General features: G+C 60.9%; 15 protein-coding genes and 1 pseudogene. 14 read left to right on the top strand and 2 right to left on the bottom strand.

The window, feature by feature from the left end:
* Together ACU0DV_RS03125 and ACU0DV_RS03130 are read left to right on the top strand one after the other, a co-directional pair.
* Positions 1 to 83: pseudogene (locus tag ACU0DV_RS03125) on the top strand (regulator); the annotation flags it as partial.
* The gene (locus ACU0DV_RS03130) at positions 83 to 739 is read left to right on the top strand and encodes a DUF6927 domain-containing protein (RefSeq protein ID WP_048535399.1); all 657 of its coding nucleotides are present in this window, start codon (positions 83 to 85) and stop codon (positions 737 to 739) included. The pseudogene ACU0DV_RS03125 and the gene ACU0DV_RS03130, both read left to right, overlap by 1 nt.
* Here the strand turns inward: ACU0DV_RS03130 and ACU0DV_RS03135 are convergent.
* Entirely contained in the window at positions 736 to 1,206 is a 471-nt protein-coding gene (locus ACU0DV_RS03135) for a hypothetical protein (RefSeq protein WP_446273477.1), read from the bottom strand. The genes ACU0DV_RS03130 and ACU0DV_RS03135 overlap by 4 nt on opposite strands.
* 449 nt (positions 1,207 to 1,655) lie before the next feature.
* On the opposite strand from ACU0DV_RS03135, the gene ACU0DV_RS03140 reads away from it, so the two are divergent.
* The 12 genes from ACU0DV_RS03140 to ACU0DV_RS03195 all read left to right on the top strand — a co-directional run bounded on the left by ACU0DV_RS03140 (position 1,656) and on the right by ACU0DV_RS03195 (position 20,364).
* Positions 1,656 to 5,930: a strawberry notch-like NTP hydrolase domain-containing protein gene (locus ACU0DV_RS03140; RefSeq protein ID WP_446273478.1), complete on the top strand. Its 4,275-nt coding sequence runs from the start codon at positions 1,656 to 1,658 to the stop codon at positions 5,928 to 5,930.
* 14 nt (positions 5,931 to 5,944) lie between these two features.
* Positions 5,945 to 6,250: a hypothetical protein gene (locus ACU0DV_RS03145; protein WP_055688068.1), complete on the top strand. Its 306-nt coding sequence runs from the start codon at positions 5,945 to 5,947 to the stop codon at positions 6,248 to 6,250.
* Positions 6,251 to 6,374: 124 nt separating this feature from the next.
* Positions 6,375 to 7,103 carry a DUF736 family protein gene (locus tag ACU0DV_RS03150; RefSeq protein ID WP_446273479.1) on the top strand — a complete coding sequence of 243 codons (729 nt, stop codon included), beginning with the start codon at positions 6,375 to 6,377 and terminating at the stop codon, positions 7,101 to 7,103.
* Positions 7,104 to 7,259: 156 nt separating this feature from the next.
* A complete protein-coding gene (locus ACU0DV_RS03155) occupies positions 7,260 to 7,796 on the top strand; it encodes a hypothetical protein (RefSeq protein WP_446273480.1) in 537 nt (178 codons plus the stop codon).
* Between the two features lie 148 nt (positions 7,797 to 7,944).
* Positions 7,945 to 8,526 (top strand): rhomboid family intramembrane serine protease, encoded by a 582-nt coding sequence (locus tag ACU0DV_RS03160; protein WP_058239131.1) that lies wholly within the window; start codon positions 7,945 to 7,947, stop codon positions 8,524 to 8,526.
* Between the two features lie 398 nt (positions 8,527 to 8,924).
* On the top strand, positions 8,925 to 11,378 hold the full coding sequence (locus ACU0DV_RS03165) for an AAA family ATPase (protein WP_058239113.1): 2,454 nt from the start codon (positions 8,925 to 8,927) through the stop codon (positions 11,376 to 11,378).
* A gap of 717 nt (positions 11,379 to 12,095) precedes the next feature.
* On the top strand, positions 12,096 to 13,025 hold the full coding sequence (locus ACU0DV_RS03170; RefSeq protein ID WP_058239115.1) for a DUF2493 domain-containing protein: 930 nt from the start codon (positions 12,096 to 12,098) through the stop codon (positions 13,023 to 13,025).
* Positions 13,026 to 13,157: 132 nt separating this feature from the next.
* Positions 13,158 to 14,174 carry a nucleotidyltransferase family protein gene (locus ACU0DV_RS03175; protein ID WP_246149883.1) on the top strand — a complete coding sequence of 339 codons (1,017 nt, stop codon included), beginning with the start codon at positions 13,158 to 13,160 and terminating at the stop codon, positions 14,172 to 14,174.
* A 539-nt stretch (positions 14,175 to 14,713) separates the two neighbouring features.
* The gene (locus ACU0DV_RS03180; RefSeq protein WP_007120662.1) at positions 14,714 to 14,920 is read left to right on the top strand and encodes a hypothetical protein; all 207 of its coding nucleotides are present in this window, start codon (positions 14,714 to 14,716) and stop codon (positions 14,918 to 14,920) included.
* Positions 14,921 to 15,435: 515 nt separating this feature from the next.
* Entirely contained in the window at positions 15,436 to 16,017 is a 582-nt protein-coding gene (locus ACU0DV_RS03185) for a helix-turn-helix domain-containing protein (RefSeq protein ID WP_058239117.1), read from the top strand.
* Positions 16,004 to 18,355 (top strand): relaxase/mobilization nuclease domain-containing protein, encoded by a 2,352-nt coding sequence (locus ACU0DV_RS03190; protein ID WP_446273481.1) that lies wholly within the window; start codon positions 16,004 to 16,006, stop codon positions 18,353 to 18,355. Before ACU0DV_RS03185 ends, ACU0DV_RS03190 begins: the two co-directional genes overlap by 14 nt.
* Before the next feature lie 8 nt (positions 18,356 to 18,363).
* Positions 18,364 to 20,364, top strand: coding sequence for a type IV secretory system conjugative DNA transfer family protein (locus tag ACU0DV_RS03195; protein WP_348393621.1), 2,001 nt, complete (start codon positions 18,364 to 18,366; stop codon positions 20,362 to 20,364).
* A gap of 106 nt (positions 20,365 to 20,470) precedes the next feature.
* On the opposite strand, the gene ACU0DV_RS03200 is transcribed toward ACU0DV_RS03195, so the two are convergent.
* A complete protein-coding gene (locus ACU0DV_RS03200) occupies positions 20,471 to 21,004 on the bottom strand; it encodes a hypothetical protein (protein ID WP_348393622.1) in 534 nt (177 codons plus the stop codon).
* Positions 21,005 to 21,320 lie beyond the last annotated feature (316 nt).

Below are 21,320 nucleotides of genomic sequence, written 5' to 3' on the forward strand. Positions count from 1 at the left end.
ATTGCGAGGATTTCGACGCCATGCAGCCCTACCGCGTGCCGCTCGATGCGCTGATGGAAATCGATGACCGGAGGGCGGCGTGATGGGTTGGCTCTTCTATACCGATCGCCGCGTCCAGACCTACGCGGATGAGAAAGCGGAGATTGCCCGGCTCTGCACCTTCGAGAGCGACAGGCGCAAGACGGAACTGGTCAAAGCCTGCAAGGTGGGTTCGACTTGGTACGCGGCGGCAAAGGTCACAAGTATCGATGGCTCGCCGGTCGAGGACACGACCTATTTGACCGATGCGGATGGCTCGATCACGTTCGGGGCTGTCTTCCTCACCCGATACGATGACGGCTGCTGGGGCTACAAGGATATGGAGGAAAGCGCTGGCCCGAACGAGTCGCGTGCCCCCCTTGGGTTGATCGAGCGCCTCTCCGACCTGAAAGACGAAGGCAGCTACGCCCAGGACTGGCGTCAGCGCTGCCGGGATTGGGCGTCGATCCCGGACTACGAGGAAGGCGACAAGATCAGGCTCGCGGCCCCTGTGACGCTCACCGATGGCAGCACCTGCCAGATTGTTACCGCGACGTACTACAAGCGGGGGCGGCAAAAACGCCGCTGCTACCGCATCGAGGAAACCGGTGGGCTCGTACGCCTGTCGAAGGCCTCGCTTGCGGGCTCAGAGCTGCTCAGCTCCGCAAAGGGCGCGGCCAGTCCTGTGCTGGCGGAATTCCTAGCGGGGCGGGACGCTTAGGGGCGCACTGCGAGTAGTGCGTGCACCGTCTCGATTTCCAGCACCCAGTTGCTGGTCGTTTCGTTGCGCCATCTTATGCAGCGGATGATCCGATCAAAATCATCCTGAAGGGCGCGCGGAAAAACAGGCTCATGGTGTGCGATTCTGTTGCGGAGCCTCCTCACGGCTTCAATGTCAGACCTTAATTCAGATCGGCGCTGGCTGGCAGCGACACCACGAGGCGCGTCCGGAAACACTGCGCAGAAATGATCGTCCCACAGTCTGCCTTGGTGCCTGTTTGTCAGCATCTTCTCCCAAAACACGAACTTCAGTTCGGCGACGACCTTTCCGGCAGTGGGTTGCTGTGCTGCGCAACCTTCGAGGTCTCGTTTGGGGCTGTATGCCGGACCGCGCGGGTTCGGTAACGAACGGATGAAGCCTTGTGTCCAAGGCCATGTTCCTCCATGGACAGCTTCGATTGCTTCCACGATCGCGTTTCGCAGCGCAACTTCCAAAACATGGAGTGGAACCATGAACGCGGCTGATACTTGAAGATTCCAGTGGTATAGGTGGAGAGCTCGCGTCCTATCATTGCCGGTTTCGCGCAGATAGGTCGCAAACCTAGGTGCGGATAGGACGTTCGGAAGGTGGTGTTCTTCATCAGCCGTGAACGGTGGATACATTGACAGTAAAGACTTTCGGTGCCATATAGAGCGTGAGCTTTGAGATTGCGGGCACTATGCCTCCCCTCATTGCACAAAGAAAGCAAAAGCCCGTCGCATTGCGGCGGGTTTTTCAGTTTTCTAATCCAACTCCGAAAAACCGTTTGATTGGCCGGCCGTAGATTGGATGCCTCTTGGTCTGAGCTCATCATCCCGAAAAGCGAAAGAGGGCTTTTTGTCTTTGGAACTCAGACCCTGATCCAAAGGAAACCCCCATGTCCAAGCCCAAACTGGCAAACCCGGCTCTCTCAATCTCCGACGCTGATCTCACCTCTGCGCTGCCGCAAATTGGCGCGGAGATCGACCAACAACCCCTGCGCAGCTCAGCGCTCGCGCGCATCATGCGCGAGACGTTTCATGGCAGCGATGCTGGCAGTGCCTGGGACTGGCGCATGGCCTACGACCTGATGCAGGCCGCGGCCATCCAGGTGCTGCTGCGTGGAGACGGTGCAGCAGGTGACATCGCCACCGCAAAGCTGCTTGCCTCACGGCTCCTCACGGAAACCCGTCGCTCCGAGCAGCAGATCCGGCTGCAGCAGTTTTCCACGCCGTTGCCTTTCGCGGCAATGGCCGTGCGGGCGGCATCCATTCGCAAGGGCGAGACCGTGCTGGAGCCCTCGGCTGGCACCGGTGCCCTGGCTGCTTTCGCTACCCGGGCTGGTGCCACACTTCTGCTCAACGAGATCGACCCCTTTCGCCAGAGCCTTTTGCGCGCGGTCTTTGGCGGCGATGTGACGGGCCATGACGGTGAGCATATCGATGATCTGCTGCAGACCCCGGTTCTACCCGACGTCGTGGTGATGAACCCGCCTTTCGCCTCCTCGGTCGATCGCTCGCGAGACAAGCACATTGCCGCCAAACATCTCATCGCGGCTGCCAAGCGCCTGGCACCCGGCGGGCGGCTGGTGGCTATCATGCCGCCGGGATTCACGCCCGAACGCGATGCTGCGCATTGGTCCCGCGCCTGTGGTCTCCTGACGCCGCGACTGGCGTTGACGATGCCGGGGCAGGTCTACCGCAAGCTCGGCACCTCTGTCGAAACCCAGCTGATGGTCTTCGACAAGGTGCAGGAGGACGGCGAAATGATCCGCGTCCCTGTGCGGGATCTGGATGAAGCCCTTCCTTTTGTCGACGCCGTGGCCGCAACCCGGCCCGAGATGCGTCCCGCCCAACGGGCTGAAGCGACCCCTCATGCTCGGCCGACCGTTCCATCCTCTGCTCCGCGCAAGACCGCCGCTGCGCCTGTCGCCGCCTCCAAACCTCGGGCCAAGGCCGTCCGCCCGCTCAGCTTCACGAGCCTTGAGACCCCGCGCGACAACAAGCCTATCTCGGACATTTATGCGCGCTACCGCCCGCAGCGGATCGAGATCGCGGGTGCGCAGGAACATCCCACGCCGCTGGTCGAGAGCATCGCCATGGCCTCGGTTGCCCCGCCCATGCCCTCAAACACGGGCAGTGATGACTTGCGCCTGCCCACACGGTTGATCGAGGAGGGAGATCTCTCCGAGGCGCAGCTCGAGACCATCATCATGGCGCATGATGCCCATGGGCGCGATCTGCCCGGTCGGTTTACCATCGATGACGACCAGACCAAGCTGACGCGCGCCGATGATGACCCAGACGCACGGGCCTATCGCCTTGGGTACTTTCTCGGCGACGGCACCGGTTGCGGCAAGGGCCGCGAATGCGCGGGGCTCATTCTCGTGAACTGGCTTTCCGGGCGCAGGAAGGCGATTTGGGTCTCCAAATCCGCCACGCTCATCGAGGACGCCATCCGCGACTGGACCGATCTCGGCGGCTCGCCCGCCGACATCCAGCCGCTCTCCAAATGGAAACCGGACCAGCCCGTCCCTATGGGTGACGGTATCCTGTTCGTGACCTACGCCACGCTGCGGTCCGCGGGCAAATGCGGCACCACGCGACTGAGCCAGATCTTTGAGTGGATGGGCGAAGACTTCGACGGTGTGCTGGCCTTCGATGAGGCCCATGCGATGCAGAACGCGGCAGGATCCGAGCAGGGCAGGGGGGTCAAACCCTCCCAACAGGGCCTTGCGGGCCTGCGGCTGCAACTGGCAGCACCCCGCGCTCGCGTCTTCTACATCTCGGCCACGGGAGCGACGAGCGTCCACAACCTCGCCTATGCCGCACGACTGGGGCTCTGGGGGCAGGGCCCCGAATATCCCTTCCCGAGCCGCGAAGGTTTCGTCTCGGCGATGGAGGCAGGCGGTGTCGCCGCCATGGAGGTGGTCGCGCGCGATCTCAAGACGCTCGGTCTCTACACGGCCCGTGCTCTCAGCTTCGATGGCGTGGAATATGATGTGCTCGAACACGCGCTGACCCCGGCTCAGATCGAGATCTACGACGCCTATGCAGGTGCTTTTCGGATGATCCACCACAATCTCGAAGCGGCGCTGACTGCGACCGGCGTCAACGACGCCTCGGGGGAAACTAATGCGTCGGCCGCACGCGCCTCGGCCAAGTCCCGCTTCGAGAGCACGAAGCAGCGCTTCTTCAACCATCTCCTGATGGGCATGAAAGCCCCGACCATCATCCGTGCGATCAAGGACGACCTGGCGGCAGGCAATGCTTGCGTCATCCAGGTTGTCTCGACAGGCGAGAGCCTGCTGAAGCGTCGGCTTGAGGCGATGGACCCGGAGGATGAACTCGTCGAGGGTGCCTTGACGCCGCGCGACTATGTTCTGGGCTACCTCGAACAGGCCTTCCCGATCCATGCGCAAAAGCTCGTGGAGATCGACGGCAATATGGTGGCGGAAACCTTGCGGGATGAGACCGGGGCGCTCGTTGTCTCGCGCGAGGCGCTCGCTTTGCGTGACGCGGCCATGATGGAATTGATGACGCTGGCGCCGATCCCCTCGGCGCTCGATCAGATCCTCTGGGCATTTGGCGATGAGGCCGTGGCAGAAGTCACGGGGCGGTTCATCCGGCCACTCAAGGCCGAGGATGGCCATCTCTTCATCGAGAAGCGCAGCGCCAGCAGCAATTCGTCCGAGACCCAAGCCTTCATGGACGGCGAAAAGGATATCCTGATCTTCTCCGACGCGGGCGGTACGGGCCGGTCCTATCACGCGGCGCAAACGGCGAAGAACCAGAAACGGCGGCGGCACTACCTGCTGGAGCCCGGCTGGCGCGCCGATGCGGCCATCCAGGGGCTGGGCCGTACGCATCGCTCGGCCCAGGTAAGCGCGCCCTTCTTCCGAGTCTGCACCTCAGATGTGCATGGCGAAAAGCGTTTCACCTCGACTATAGCCAAGCGCCTCGACCAGCTAGGGGCCTTGACCAAGGGTCAGCGCGAGACCGGCTCGCAAGGCATGTTCCGCGAGGAGGACAATCTCGAAAGCCCGATCGCACGGGCGGCTCTGCGTGGGTATTTCGCCGATCTTGCCGCCGGGCGCGCTGAGGCGATGAGCTACGAGAGCTTCACCGACTGGACGGCCCTGCGGCTGATCGACAAGGATGGGGTGATCCTTGAGGAGCTTCCCCCGATCCAGCGGTTTCTCAACCGGGTGCTTGCCCTGCCCATCCACATGCAGAACGCACTCTTTGCCGAGTTCATGCGCCGGATTGCTGATCAGACGGAACGTGCGCGCGCGGCGGGCACGCTCGATCTCGGCGTGGAAACCCTGCGCGGCGAAAAGATCGAACAGGTCTCCACAGAGGATCTCTGGACCTGCCCGAAATCCGGCGCCGTGACGCGGATCATCGGGCTGGAGGTGACCGACCCGGTCCACGTCCTTGGGGCCGAAGAGGCCATGTCGCGCAATCCCGACAAGCTGCCGATGGTCAACCGAGCGTCTGGCCGCGCGGCGCTCATCTCGGCGCGGCCCATGCAGATGTATGACGAGGATATCGTCACGCTCATGCGCAAGGCGGTGCGGCCCAATGGCTCCAGCTACCTCGAAGAGACGCGCTTCGAGTCCTCGGCCTGGGAAGACATCGGAAGGCCCGAGTTTGCAGGACTTTGGGATGCCGAGGCCGCATCCCTGCCCAAGACCACCACGACCAAGCTCTACCTGTTGACAGGACTGCTGTTGCCGATCTGGAAGGACATCCCGACCACCAATGAACGCATCTACAGGGTCACGCCGGACGGGGCGACAGCGATGATCGGGCGCACGCTGAGCGAAGAAGGGGCGGCCGCGCTGCGCGCCCGCTTCCTCGTCTCAAACCCGCAAACACCGCAGGAGATGTTGACCGCTGCGCTCGGCACCACGGCGCCGGTCGATCTGGGCCAGGGTCTCACCCTGACCCGTCGCCGGGTCGCAGGCGAGATGCGTCTCGAGCTGGGCGGTGCGGATCGGGGCATGATTGAAGGTCTCAAGGCCATGGGGTGTTTCACGGAGATCATCGCCTTCCAGTTGCGGGTGTTCCTGCCGCATGGGGATGGGATCGACACATTGGGCATCCTCTCCCGGATTGTTGGAACCGGACCAGACGCCACGCGGGACGTAACTTCAGTGGCAGCAGAATAGGCGAGGGGACGATCATGACACTCGAAGAGATCAAAGCCGCCATCGATGCCGGTCGGACCGTGCATTGGGCCAACACCGGCTACCGCGTGCACAAGGACAGCCTCGGCCAATACCTGATTACGTTTGAGCCGAACGGCAGCACCATCGGGCTGACCGACCGGAGCGGGCAGCGGTTGAACGGGGAGGAAGCAGAGTTCTTTATCGCTGGACCGGAGGGTGGCGACGAGAAGAGCCAGGACAGCCAACTGAGAGCAGACGGGCAGGGGAGGGGCGTCGTACCCGGCGGGGAGGTGGCACAATCTCTCAGGCGACAGCGCTGAACTGAAGGTTGGGAAGAAAGGAAAGCGAGCTTTCTGGTTTGTGATCCCAGGAGGGGTCGAAAAAGCAATCCCGGATGCGCTGGCAAGGACGTCAGGCACCGGCCAATCCAAAAGGAAACATCCCATGTTCGCAGGAACCCTCACCCGCAATGTCGAGACCGCAGCCGCTCAGTACACCGGCATGATCCACTCGACGCGCTTTGACATCGCCATCCAGTTGGAGGCGCGGGCCAAGATGTCCGAACGCAGCCCGGATTTTGACGTGACGGCAGTCAACAAATCAGGCCGCAAGGTGCGCATCGGCACGGCCTGGAACGAGACCGGCAACACCAGCGGCAACCCCTACATCTCGATGCAGATCGATGTCGGCTTGGGCCCCTTCCGGGTCAACGCGGTGCAGACGAAAGAGGCGCGCGCGGCCCAAAGCGGCGAATTCGAGATCATCCCTCAGGTCTCGAACGGCCTGATGAAATCCGGCTCGATCTCGGGGGAGCTCACCGCCATGGACGCCGACAACGCCTTCACCGGCTACATCGCCAACATGATGTTCGATCTGGAGTTCATGCTGATCGAGAACAGCTACAAATCCGAGGAAACCCACCCCGATTACCGTATCGAGGTCAGCTCGCCCCGGGGCACACCGATCCGCGTCGGCTCGGCCTGGATGGCGAAAAGCAGCCGCACGGGCAATGACTACCTGTCGCTGCTGATCAACACGCCCGATGGCGACCTGCGCGTGAACGCCGTGCAGAACGAAGAGCAGCGCGGCGGGCAGGCCTTCTCCATCATCCCGTTCATCGACAGCGGTGAGCAGCCGCAGGACGCAGGCACGGGGCTGTCGTTGGTCGCCTAATTGGCACGCGAGGGCGAGACGATCTGAACCCAAAGGGGAGCCGTGGGATCACGGTTCCCCTTTTTCCATGTTTGGCTGCATGACGGGCACCATCTACTTGCGATCTGCTGAATATGATATACGATAATATATTATCGAATGGACGAAGGTAGGCGCATGGTGGCGAGACTGGGAAAAGCTCCGTGGTTCGAGAGCTTTGATGTAGAAGCAGAGGTTGCAGAGCTTCTTGCTCATATCGAGTGTTGCACCGGATTTGCGCTGCTTGACCGCAAGCGTGATGTCATCATGATCCATGCAAGGGCAAAGCTCGACAGGACAAGGCAGGCATTTCTGGAGGCCAAGGCGGCGGGAAAGCCGGTGTCCACATCGCGGCGTGCGTATCTGACCGAAGTTCAGGACACGATCTTCATGGCGATCCCGGAGGAGAACCTCGCGCGGATGCCGCTGCGCGAGCAGGTTCTCAACGACCCGTCATTTTACGCGGATGCCATGCACCGCGCCGCTGCGATTAGCGAGGATGAGCTTTTCATGGCGCTGTCCTCTTCGCTGAAAGACATGACAGTCCAAGACGCCCGGGCCTTCGTCTCGAAGCTTTGGCACAACACGATCGATGACAATGCGAGCAAATACGCCGAAGCCCTGAAGCGTCCCGAGCGTGAACCGCAGCCCTTTCGTCCGGGAAACACCGTGTAAGATCCGAGCCATTCTCTTGGCTTGAGCCGTACCGAGGTTGGCCGCCTCAAACCCCCTTTCCTGGAGGTGGCACCCTGTGCAGCGTGCGAAAGCCGTTGAAGGTGCTGTGGGGACGTCTACTGTCGCCAACATGATGAACCGGGATCACATGCGCGCCTTCTTCCGGCGCGCCGCGGCGCTTGTCGCTTTTGTCGCACTGCTCTGGGCGATTCACCTCCTCAATTGGATCATCGGTTACGGCTTGAACCCGGCCTTCGGCCTGATCCCCCGGCACGTCAGCGGATTGGATGGCGTCATCGCCATGCCCCTCCTGCATGGAAGTTTCGCACACCTGATGGCCAATACGCCGCCGCTCCTGGTGATGGGTGGGCTGCTGGTGGCCACGACCACGAGGGCCTTGCTGCCGGTGAACGCAGTGGTGATCGGCCTCGGCGGCGGACTCGTCTGGCTGTTCGGAAGCTCCGCCATCCATATCGGTGCGTCAGGGTTGGTCTTCGGCTGGTTTGGCTTCCTCGTCGCGCGCGGCTTCGTGGATCGCTCATTGATCACGCTGGGCGCGGCACTGGTGGTCGGTGTCCTCTATGGCTCAATTCTCTGGGGCGTTCTTCCGGGCCAACCCGGCGTCTCGTGGGAGGCGCATCTCTTCAGCGCCATCGCGGGCGCGGCCGCTGCAGCCCTTGTCCGGACGCATGTCCATGTGCCGCGCCTCGGCGGTGTCGATCTGGACTGAAGCCGTACGCCCGACGTGGTCGACCCGGTGCTGTCATTCGTAAACGCCGAGATGCTGCAGTGCAGTTTCCTCAAAGCGGCCATTGCATATGTCCCAGCTCCTAACCCCCAAAAATCGGCGCTGGTTGAACCTTCGGCAGTAATCCCTCACCTTCCTGCAAGAGACCTCTTTCCGCAGGGCGGTGCTCAGCCTAAAGTGGAACCAGTTATTTAGATATGGTGCAAAATGGCGTCGCTTCAGGATTCAGTCGCAAACAAATTCCTCGAGACACTTTCGAATGATGAAAATTTTGATGCATCCAAAACACAAAAGCTTGAAGCGCTCTTGAAAGAAGGTCGGAAAATTAAGGCCGACGATCTAGCCGAGATTTTCACTCTTCCAGACGGAGGGGAAGTTCTGTGATCAAGATCATTTCAGCGCACATCGAGGAATTTCGTGGAATTCGTAAGTTGGACATCAACTTGGCTGAGAAGACCTTCGCGATATCCGGTCCGAACGGCTCGGGAAAAAGTGGGGTCATTGACGCCATCGAATTTGCACTAACTGGTCAAATTGGCAGATTGACCGGAACCGGAACCAAAGGGCTCTCACTAGCAGATCATGGTCCACATGTAGATCACATCAAATTCCCAGATGCCGCATTTGTAGAGCTGGAAGTATCCTTCCCGACGCTTGGCAAAAAAGCCAAGCTCACTCGCAAAGTCTCTGCCCCCAAGAAGCCAAGTATCGAACCGAACGATCCGGACATCGTGGAGATTCTGGACGAAGTTTCTCAGCATCCCGAAATCACTTTGGCGAGAAGAGAAATTCTGAAATTCATCTTGGTCGAACCAACGAAGCGATCTGCACAGATTCAAGAGATTCTAAAGATCGATGAGTTGGGTCAGACCCGTTCGGCACTGAACACAGCATACGGCAAGCTCAACCGGGCAGCGATTGCGGCGGAAAAGGATACGCAGGACAAAAGAAATACACTGTTGCAGCACCTAGGCATCACGTCGTTGTCTGCAGCTGAGATGCTCAAAGCCGTCAATGCAAAGCGCCAGCTGCTAGGACTAGAAATCCACGACACCATAACAGCTGATACAATCATCGACAAAGGCTTGGCAGAGCCTGCTGGTGAACAATCGCTCAATAAATCCGCAGCACTGATCGAACTGGACAAGCTTAACAAAAAGCTCGTCGAGCTTGGACAATCTCCGTCGCCGGATGCAGAAGCTCTTGTCGATCAGATAGAGCAACTTGAAAACGACGCACAGCTCCTTGTTTCGTTGCAACAACGCGATTTGGTGGAAAGTGGATTAAAGCTGGTGGACGGCCCGTCATGTCCGATGTGCGATCATGAATGGCCGGATGAAGCACATCTTCTTTCGCATTTACACGCCAAGCAGCGGAAATCGCAAGCGGCAGGAGAGCTCAAGCAAAAGCTCGTTGAACATGCATCATCGCTTTCGAATGAAGTGGGGAACTTGAAGGCGCTGCTGCTCGAAACTCACCGTATTGCCAAGATTGAGAACGCAGTTGAAATGCTGTCCAGCGTCGTCGCATGGGGCAAAGACTTGGCGTTTTTTCAGGAACAACTAAAGTCTTTCGCAACAATCTTGGAGTTGAAGGATCGCTTGGCCAATGGATGGCCAGCCATACCGGAAGGCTTTCGGGCCAAACTGGCGGACTTTGTGAGCGCTATTCGCGCGAAGCCTGATCAATCAGCTTCGTTGGCCGCACAGAGCTATCTGATCAATGCTGAACAGCGGTTCAAGGACTACAAAGCAGCACGTCTTACCGAGACAGCTTCCCAAAAGGCACGAGACGCCAGCAAAGTCGCATATGACGCTTGGTGCGCAGCGATGGAGTCGGAACTTGACGAGCTTTACGAGGCCGTCGAAGATGATTTCAGCAAGTTTTATCGGCTTTTAAATGACGGCGATGAGCAAAAATTTGTCGCGCGCTTTAAAGCAACTGAAGGGCGTCTCGATTTTGATGTGAATTTCTACGAGCGGGGACTTTTCCCACCAGGTGCTTTTCATAGCGAAGGTCATCAAGATGGCATGGGTGTATGCCTATACCTAGCATTGATGAAGCGGCTATTGGGTGACCGTTTTACCGTTGCGCTGCTCGATGATGTTGTGATGTCTGTCGATGCAGACCATCGCTACCAATTTTGCAAACTTTTGATGGCAGAATTCCCAAACACGCAGTTCGTAATTGCCACCCATGACAAAGTTTGGGCAGAGCAGATGCGTTCGGCAAATCTAGTGACCCGAAAAACATCTATGGCTTTTGATAGTTGGTCTGTGGACACTGGTCCGTTGGTGGAATCAAATCCAGAGATTTGGGCAGAAATTGATGCAGCTTTGACTAAGGGTAAGGTCGAAGTTGCGGCTCCGATTTTGCGGCGTCACATGGAGTTTGTAGCGCGACTACTTGCGGATCAACTGGGGGCGCAAACGGTCTTCAGGGCGGATAACAGCTACGATCTAGGGGGGCTATTACCGAGCGCCTTTTCTAGATTGTCAGATCTCCTAGGAAAAGCCGTCGACTCGGCGCAATCCTGGGGCAACGAGGACCAAAAGTCCAAAGCGCAGGCTCGCAGGCAACGTCTCAAGGAAGCCAATACTCACAAGGGCGAAGAAGACTGGACCGTCAATAAGGCCGTACATTTCAACGAGTGGGCCAATTTTAGTCCCAACGACTTTATGCCTATTGTAAATGCGTTTAAGGATTTGCTGGCATGCGCACAATGCGATGACTGTGGATCATGGCTGTACATTACTCCCAAAGGCACTTCTCCCGAAGGACTTCGGTGTTCATGCAATTCTGTGAACCTAAACCTCAAGAAAAAGCCTAAGTAGCCGCATTTGGGACTTTTATCTCGTTAGCGCGGTGAAGCGAGGTCTGCTTAAGAGGAAACTACCAAGTCATCTGGCACTTGGAGCAAAAGCCCGCGTTCCGCCCATCACGTCGAATGCTGGAGTAGATACTTTGTATAGCTGGCGGCGTGGTCGCCTGCACGTCAACCTTGGGCTAGGCCTTGCGGCCTCCCCTGCTCGGCTTCGCGTGTCGCAGGGGAGAACGGCCCTTCGGTCCGTCGCGCATTCGGCCATGCGGCCTCACCGCGGCGTCGCGCCTGGCATCCCGGTTTGCCCGCCTCGCGAGCACGTCCCTCTCCGGCCGCTCCGCCGGATTGCGCTCTGGTCTGTTTTGGCCCGAGGCCAAAACGATCCCGCCGCTCCATCCGTCTTTCGCGTCCGGTCGGGCCGTTTGCCTGCTCGGGTCGGGCAAACCTACCGTCAAAACACACACACATGAGTGCGGAAGCATATCCTCCGGATGGCCCCCAAATCAGCCCGCGTCAAGGATCGCAAAACTTTTCGGCGAGGGCGGGGCCGGTGGCTTGGGGTGAACCCGTGCGTGAGCGCGCGCATGTGTCGGGTGCCGCGCAGAAAACTTTTGCGCCCGGCAAGCCGGCGGCTGCGCCGTCCCTGACCCGGGCAGATTCGGAAACCAGGCATTCGGCCATGCCCCCACACTCACGTGGTGGCCTTGCAACCGAACACTGGAGACCAGACATGGCTTACGACACCGCAAACACCTACGAGACGATCGAGCTTTTCGGGCTGACCGAGAAGGACGCACAGCTTCCGATCCCGGAAGATCACATCCTGACCGACCGCGTCATCCGCGAGAGCTTCGAGGCTCTGCTTGGTCAGTTGCGCGGGACCGGGCTCGAAGCGGAAATCGAACCGCTGGCCCATGGGCTCGCGACGATCCTCCAGCGCCGCAAGGTGGCGCTCGGCAAGGAGGTCGACCGCACCGCCGACAAGATCGGCGCGCTGGCAAAATCCCATGACGGATCGGAGATCGCCGAGACCGCGCTCGAAGAGGCGCAGGCGCGCTTTCTGCAGCTGCGCGAGATCGTCAGCGCAATCGAGGTGATGAGCGAGGCGGCGGCGGAATGCTACGAGATCGAAACTGGCCACGCCTTCATCCCGGCAGCCGGGTCGCGCGCAAGCGTCAGGGCGCAAGAGACCGGGGCGGTCTTCGAGGCACGGCAGCTCCTGGAGCAGCACGACCGTGAAACCGCCGAGAAGTCGAAAGTCGAGGGGGTGCCCCTGATCGTCTCAGGAGCCACCGACTGGACAGATGTCGATGTGATCTTCAACACGCTCGACAAGGTTCGCGAACGGATCAAGCAGAACCGCAACCAGGAGATCTTCCTCTGCCACAAGGGTGGCAAGCACGGGGCGGAGATGATTGCGGCTCGGTGGGCCCGGGCACGCGGGATAGCGCAGGCGCGCTTCGATCCGCGCTGGTCCGCGCACGGGCGGGCGGCACCGTTCAAGTGCAACGACGAAATGCTGGACGACAAGTTCGCGGCGACGGGGGTTGTACTCTTCGGCGGCAACGGGGTCGCGCTGAACCTCGGGCAGAAGGCGGAAGCGAAAGGCCTGACGGTCATGCGGGTTGCGGACCCGGCGAAGAAGGCGTCGCAGGATTGAAGAGAGAGGGTCGCCTTCGGGCGGCCCTTTCGTCGTTTCTTATGGGTGTGGACGTTCTCCAAATCACTTTGCCTAGCAATTTCCTGTTTTGATAGGTATAAGTATGCCAAGCAAAACTTGGAAATGATTGGCATGACTCCCCTCAGCAGCATCGCGATGAGCGCCTATACCGACCTGGTGCGACTTTTGAAGGACGACGCCTTGTCCGGTGTCGAAGGCAAGCCCACGCTGAAGGAGCGTGGGGTTAAGGCCTATTGGTATGCCGCGCGCCGTGTCGGGACGGAGATGCGGTTCATTTATATCGGCGAAGACAGCGACGAGACGCGCGCGCGCATCGACCGGATCGAAGAGCTGCGCCGGGCGGCCAAGGATCGGAAGGTGGAACGGTCGCGGCTTGTCCGGCTCTTGCGTGCGGAAGGCATGACGCCCATCGACCGTGCGACCGGTTCCATCCTGTCGGCAATGGCCGCAGCCGGAACCTTCCGGTTGGGTGGCACCATCGTCGGAACCAATGCATTTCGCCTCTATGAAGGCGAGCTTGGTATCCGTCTGCCAATTGGCGGTATGGCCAATACTGGCGACATCGACATCGCGCAGTTCGAAAAGCTCAGCGTTGCCTTGCAGGATCAGGTCGACCCGGGTCTTGCCGAGACGTTCTCGGCGCTCAAATTCGATCCTCTGCCATCTCTTGACCAAGGTCGGACATGGCGATGGGCCCAGGGTGGCAGCGGCCAGTTGGTCGAGTTTCTCACACCGGCGTTCGGAGATGAGACCCTCCGTGATCTGCCAGCATTGGGCGTGAACGCCCAAGGATTGAACTATCTCAACTTCCTGATCGCTGAGCCGATCCACGCGGCGGCGATCTATAGATCCGGCGTTCTGGTGCAGGTGCCCCGCCCGGAGCGCTATGCGATCCACAAACTGATCATTGCCGACCGGCGCCGCGATGGGGCAGGGAGCCTGAAATCCGCGAAGGACCGCGAGCAGGCGGCTTTCCTTATCGAAGCGATGGCCGAGGACCGGCCCGATGATCTGGCTCGGGCCTATGCCACCGCAATGGAGGTTGGGCCGCGCTGGCGGGAGCACATCGGCAACTCGCTGAAGCGAATGCCTGATACCAGGGGGATGCTCGACAGCTTGGGCGCGTGATGGCCATAACCGGGTCGCCTTCGGGCGGTCCTTTCGTCATATCTCATGGCGCGTGCGATCGGTCACACTTGATCTGCATCTCACGGCGTCCAGCACCGTCATCCCTCTACCCAGCCCGTCAGAGTTCGGCCCATCCGCATCGGTACGGGCTGGGGATGGTGCGCACCTAGCACATCGTCAGCAGCGCAAGACGCGAGGGGTCGAGACGTCGCACTTGAGGCTGAAGCCCTGCTCGACCCTCGGGTGGTGTCGCGGAACATCGCATCCACGCGGGCGGGCGTCATCAGCACCCCGGCCAGGTTCGGCAGGACGTGGACGCGGATGGTGGCGACTGCGTGATGGCACAGGTCAATCGGGTCCCTCCTTTTTGCTATGCATGTGGATCGCACGGGGTCGGCCCGTTCGTGCCCTCTGCTCACGCTTCGGCAAGCACAAATACGGCTTCCACGGCGGAGCCGCGGACCCTCCGCATTTGCGCTTGCGACCGGGCCTCTTGCCCCCGTGCTGGGTGATCCCCATCGCAACAAGGAGTAACCCAAATGACCAACCACTACGTCGCCACCGTCCCCGTTAAGTTCACCGATACCGATGGCCAGGAGCGCACCCGCTTTCAACGCGTGGGCGCCATGTTCCGCAACACCCGCAACGGGGATGGCTCGGAGTTCTTCAGCCTCAAGCTCGATTTTCCGGTCGCGGTCTCGGAGCTGGTGATGTTCCCGCCGAGCGCGAAAGATCCCCAGGACTAAATCCTCTGACGAGGATGGGCCGCCCCAGGACGATCTTGGGGCGGCCCGATCCCTGTTCGAGGGATGCTGGTCCTTGCGCGTTCAACGGACGCACTCCGCCCGGAATGACCAGGCCGCGACAGACCGGCCAGTCAGCCTCAAGGGGGCCATCCACAAAAACCTATCGGCCAGGGCCTCCCGGTTTTTGCGGCAGAGATTTGGGAACCCAAATCTGGCCCTCCTTGACCCTGCCTGTCCGCCCTGTCGGTGGGGTTTGCGCCCGCCCGCGGTTCCGTCCGAACACATGCGTGTTCGGCCAGAGCCTCGGGCGGGGCTGGCGGACCGGACCCCTAGGACAGGTGTCGCCTGGTGGTGAGGTCGGCAGAGCCGCGTCCCTGCGGGCCGCGGGGGAAGCGGACACCAAGGCTGCCTGAGCCTGAATGCGACGGCAGTATATAATTGACATCTTGGTATATTATCGTAAGGTGGGGCAGCCTTGGTGGAAGGTGGCAGGAAATAGGGGGTCTTTCTTCCGCATGTCCCGAACAAAACGCCTGACAGAGATCGAGAAAATGCAGATCGTTCGCGAGGCCGCGGAGGGTGTGTCGACGTCTGAACTTGCGGAGCGTTTTGGGGTTACGTCGCGGGCCGTGCGCTACGTCCTGAAAGCCGATGCCGAGCGCCAGACGGATGCCGCGATCCCGGTCTCGGCGGTCAGTGTGAAGGTCACCGCTGCGGAGCTTGCGGCGCTCGACGAGGTGCTGGCCGCCGCCGGGATCGAGAGCCGGGCCGAGGGGCTGCGGCGGCTCATTCAGGCGGCAGGCGGGGTGTTCGTTCCGGATGCGCAGATGGCAGCAGAGATGGCGCGCTACAGGGCCTCTCTGCACGAGGTCGGTAATGGGGTCGCGCAGATCGCCAAGCAGATGACTCAGGCCAATCGGCAGGGGCAGGGGGGCGGCTCGGAGTTCACCGAATTGCGGCTTGCGCAGATGCGCGGGCTGGCGCGGTTCATCCTGGATTCTGCTGACGAGATCGATCTGCTCCTGCGCCGTCGTCGCGACGCGATGCAGCTGGAGGCTACGGCCGCGCTGAGGGAGTTTGCCCATGCGGCTGAATGATGCCGTCCATACCGTCACTGGCGAGGTCTTCCGGGACGGCTGGAGCCGAATCCGAGGCTCGATGCAGGGGCTGCATGTCGCCAAGCAGAGCCAGCTTTCGCGCGCGGCAGCAGGGCATCGGCCAGCGGTCTTCAAGGCGATCCGGGGTGGGGGCACGCATACCAAATCGCAGCTCGCAAACCAGCTCGATTACCTCACCACCAAGTCCACCCATATCGTGGACAGTAGCGGGTTCCTGGATGGCAAGACGAAGCTCGAGGCGGGTGACATCAAGGACCTGACGGAGCGCTTTGCCAAGCGGTGGGATGCGGGCTTCAAGCCCAGGCTCGGACAGACCACCCACATGCTCATGTCCTTCCCCGTGGGCACGCGTGGGGAGGATGTGCGCGACATTGCGACGGACGTGGCCGAGCGGTTCTTCCAGACCGACGCGGGGCATTTCGACTACATCATCGCGGTGCATGAGGACCGCGATCACCCGCATGCGCATCTGGTGCTGAACCGTCGCTCGCAGGAAGGCGAGTTCTTCTTTCTGGGGCGCAATCATCGCTTCAACTATGATGATTTCCGCCTCGCCATGGTCGAGGAGGCGGAGATGTACGGCGTGCGGCTGGAAGCCACGCGCCGGGTGGATCGCGGGGTTGTGCATTACCCAGCCCCTACCCGCGAGGTTTATGCGGCGAAAGAAGAGGGTCGCGCACCCCGCGAGCGCGAACGCGTGGGGGCCGACTTGACCCGGACGCTGGCGGAGATCGCCAACACCAGAACCGTCTACCATTCGCTTGCCGTGGAGGCCTCCCGGGAGACCTCCGAGGTCCGCGGGGCCCGCGAAGACATTGCCGCGGCACTCTTCCGCGCGGGCGAGGTGCTGGCGCATGGCGGGCAGGTGGACCGAACAGGAGATGTGTATATGGCCGAGGATCAAAGCTTCGAGGATCTGAGAAGCCTCTATGCGGAAAAGCTCGCGCGGGTGCAGGGCATGATCGCCGAGAAGTCTGACGCGGAACGTCCCGTGCTGGAAAAACGCCTCATCGAGATCCAGACGCAGGTCCAGCACATGCAGCCCTTGGGGCTGCGCTCGGGTTCGCTCTCAGACGCGCCCTCGGAGGGCGGGATCTATTCCGAGGCCAATATTGACGCCAGCCAGCGCGAGCGACTGGCCGAGCCCGATCTGAGATCGCGCATTGACGCGGCACTACACGGCACGGGGATCAGCACATCGGAAGTGGTGGCCCGGATCGAGACGGGCGCCTCAAATGCAGCGCTCGAGCATCAATGGATCGCCAATGATCTCTCCAAAGTGGCTGAGGCGCGCGATCTGAACCTTGAACGCCGCGCCGATCTGGAACAGGCGCGCGATATTCTCAACGATGTGCACGTCGAACTTGGCACGCTCTTGGAGCGGGAGACCGTGCTGCGCCGGGATGGTGTCATGGAAGCGGAACCGGTCAGCGAGCGGTTCCATTATCACCGGGACGCGGTGCGGGAGATGGAAGGGACAATCCGTCAGGAGATGCGCGCAGACGGCCTGACAGCGCAGCAGGTGGAGGACCGGGACTGGGAGGTTGTCTCAAGGGCGGAGCGTCGGATCGAGACGGAGCAGCGCACGTATCTCGAGGCGCATCCGGACCTGCTCGCAGGTCCTGGCGATGTGATCGACCGGTCTGAACCCTACAGGGAGACCATAACCGATGCGGCCCGCGCCAGCGAGATCACCCGCGAGGTCGACCGCATCATGGAGGGACGCGACCTCCGCACGCCCGTTGCAGATGCTGTCACGGATGACTTGCGCGCGCGCTATCCGGACATGCCGTCCCATCTCGCCCGCGGGCTTGGCGCGACCTACGCGGCCGTCGTCGAGATCCGGGACACGGAGGCCATCAACCAGGTCCGCCGCGAAACCGAGATGCGCGAGGGGCTTGGGGTTGGCACGCGCGACGCACTCCTCGCAGCCCGCGGTGAAACTGCGCCGCAGTCTGACCGTGCCGACCGCCTTGCAGACGAGATTGCGCGTGTTCTGGACCATGAGCGGGCGGGGGAGTTGTCCGCGCCCTTCGAGACCGAGGGGGAGCGGGCCGCATTTCGCGGCGAGATCGCGCGGGTGCTGGACGCTCGCCAACTCGACCGGCTCACATCCGGCGATGCCGATGCGCTGGAAAAGGTTCTCGAGGACCGCCTCGACCGGCTCTATGTCGCCAAGGTCTATCTGCAATCCGATGCCGCGACGGCCAATACGGAGGCCCTGCGCCAGGTAGTCGATGATCTTGCCGACACCGAATACGAAAAACACCGCGCGACAGACGTGGATGGCGAGACCGAGCGGGGTCAGGTCCATTGAGCGCCCGCATGGGAAAAGCGCGGATCGCCACAGGGGTCTTTCTGGTAACGCTGGTGACCGGGGCCATGGGCTATACGATCGCCTCGGCGGTGCTGACCTACCAGGATCTCGGCTTCGGGTCCGAGATCGACTTTGCCTATATCGCGCAGAACTACATGGCGATCCTCGATCGCCGCCCGGAGGACGCGCAACTTATTCACTTGATCATCGGCAGCTTCGCCGCCGCCGGCCTGATGCTGAGCCTCGCCCTCTCGGGGTCCGCCCTGACACGGTTTGGCCAGACCCATTGGCAGACCGCGCGCGAGATGAAGGCCAATGGCTTCTTCGGGGCGCCGGGCACCGGCTTCATCCTCGGCAAGCTGGGGCCGCCGGGCTCCCGCGCCAACTACATCTGCTCCAAGGTCTTCCCCCATGCGCTGATCGTGGCCCCCACGGGCCGCGGCAAGACCACGGGGTTCGTCATTCCGAACCTGCTGACCTGGCAAGGCTCCGCCGTGACGCTCGATGTGAAGGGCGAGTGTTTCGAGGCCACGGCCCGGCATCGCGCAGCCCAAGGCGACAAGGTCTATCGCTTTGCCCCCACCGATTGGGAGGGCAAGCGCACGCATCGTTACAACCCGCTCCTGCGCATCTATCAACTGAAAGATCCCGCGCGCCAGCAGATGGAATTGCAGCTCCTGGCGACGCTCTTTTTGCAAAGCGACAACGACCGGGTGCAGGGCCTCCTCAAAGGCGGGATCGATCTCTTCGTGGCGGCAGGCCTGCTGGCCTTCCAGCGCAAGCGCCCGACCTTGGGCGAAATCTATCGGATCGCCGCCTCGGGCGGGAACAAGCAGAAGGAATACTTCGCGCGCGGCCACGAGGTCGACAACAGGGCCGCCAAGCTGATCTTCACCCGGCTGGCCTCGACCAATAATGACACGCTGACCTCTTACGTCTCGCTCCTGATGACCTCGGGGCTGGACCAGTGGCAGAACCCGGCGATTGATGAGGCGACTGCGGTCTCGGATTTTGATTTCCGGACGATCCGGAGAAAGCCCTTTTCGGTCTACCTCGTGGTCCAGCCGCTGATGGTGAAGCCGCTTGCGCCGCTGATCCGCCTCTTCTTCTCCGATCTTCTCTCGGCCATGCAGGAAAAGGACCCCGGACCGGATGAACCTTGGCCCGTGATGATCATGCTCGATGAATTCAATCGCCTTGGCAAAATGCCGATCGTAGTCGAGAGCATCGAAACCCTGCGGACCTATCGTGGCCATCTGGCCGTAGTGACACAAACCATCCCCGCCCTTGATGAAATCTATGGCGAGAACACCCGCCGCGCCCTGCAGGGCAACGCCGGCGTGAAGCTGTACCTGACGCCCTCGGATGAGAAGACAGTCGAGGAGCTGAGCAAGGCGGTCGGCAAGACCACGAAAACCGTCGTCACGCGATCCCAATCCATCGGCAAGAACCCCTTTGAGGGCCGTAGCCAATCCACACGGACCGAAGAAAGCTCCCTGCTCCCCGAAGACGAGGCGCGCCGCCTGCCACTTGACGAGATCGTCATGGTGATCGATGCCCAAATGCCGGTCCGTGCGAAGCGCATCCAGTATTTTGACGACCGGCTGTTCAAGGCGATCCACGCGGCGCAATCAGGCGAATTGCCGTTTCCGGAGCCGGGGGGAGGGGGGGCGCAAGGAAACCTCCCGTTGAGTATGCGCGCCATGCCGATGACACCGCCGCCGGACGGGTCAGGCGGATCCGAAGCCGATGTGGTGGCCGCACGCCAGGCTGCTGATGGCCAATCGTCAGAGCAAACCGATGTCGGCCCAAAGAAGACTGCGCCCGTCGTTCAAGCCGCTATCGCCGAGGAACAGCGCCAGATGGAGATGGACTTTGGGGCCCAGGTCGCGGATGCCGAGGCAGTGGGCGAAGGCGATGAGGCGCAGTTGCGCTCCGCTGTCGATGGCTTGGACGATATGGAAGCGATGCTGCGAGAGGGGGATGTCGAAAAGCTGGTTGCTCGATAGGGAGGCGGGGATTGCTTGCCTGTCGGGCAGCGGGGAGGATGCGGACTTTCAGGTGCTGCATACGTCATCGATCGCTTGGAACAATCAAGCTACGGTGGGGCTGTAACTACCGATTTCGCTTCTTTACTTGCTCTGCCGCCTTCTTGGCGTCGGCTACGACCTTGGGTCGTGAGTCCTGTAGAACGGCTTCGTAGCGTTCCATCTGAATTTTCATCAGCGAACCGGGCAGTGAAAACGACGCAAGAAAAACAAATGTGGCAAGCCCCAGAAATACGGTTTGTAGCCACTTGAGCAGCTCCAGCATGGTTGGAGGTGTGAGAAACATTGCCAGAGCAATTCCGAGTGTCAGCAGGTAGAGGAAGAACAGCAGTTTTTGGCGGATCAATTTTCGCCGGACCGTGTCCTTCATCCGCTGCAATTCATCCCAAGTCCGGGCCTGTTGTAGTGTCGGCTCCGCGATGAATGTTATCACGGCGATTAGAAAGCCCGCGAGGATTGAAAATATCGTGACGACCGTGTTCACGGCGTTGGGGTTGTTCGCAACCATCGGCTGGAAGCGATAGCCAATGAAGCCTGACACGGCGATAGCCACAACCAGTTGTGTCAGCCTCCACCAGTCCGTTCGCTTCAATGTTTCCACCCTACGCCTCTAGCTGCCCATTTTCATTCAGCTCGCCCATGTAGGTTTCCATCGCGTCCCACGCTTGAAAGACGCTCACGGAGTTGGCGGCCGTTTCTAGCTTGACCTGTTTCCGAACAGAAACCTCGTTCGGTTTAATAGTGGCCCCGTCCCGTAGGTGGATCACAAAGGCATCTTGACCTGCCACTGAACTTTCATCCAGCCACGACCGGAGCCCGGTTAGTGTTTACGCCGGTTGGCGCAGGTTGAGCAATCGCCCGGCGCGCGGAGCTTTCATCTCGCGCAGCGGGGCGGGCGATTGCGGTGGTCAGGGTCC

The organism is Sagittula sp., assembly GCF_052825245.1.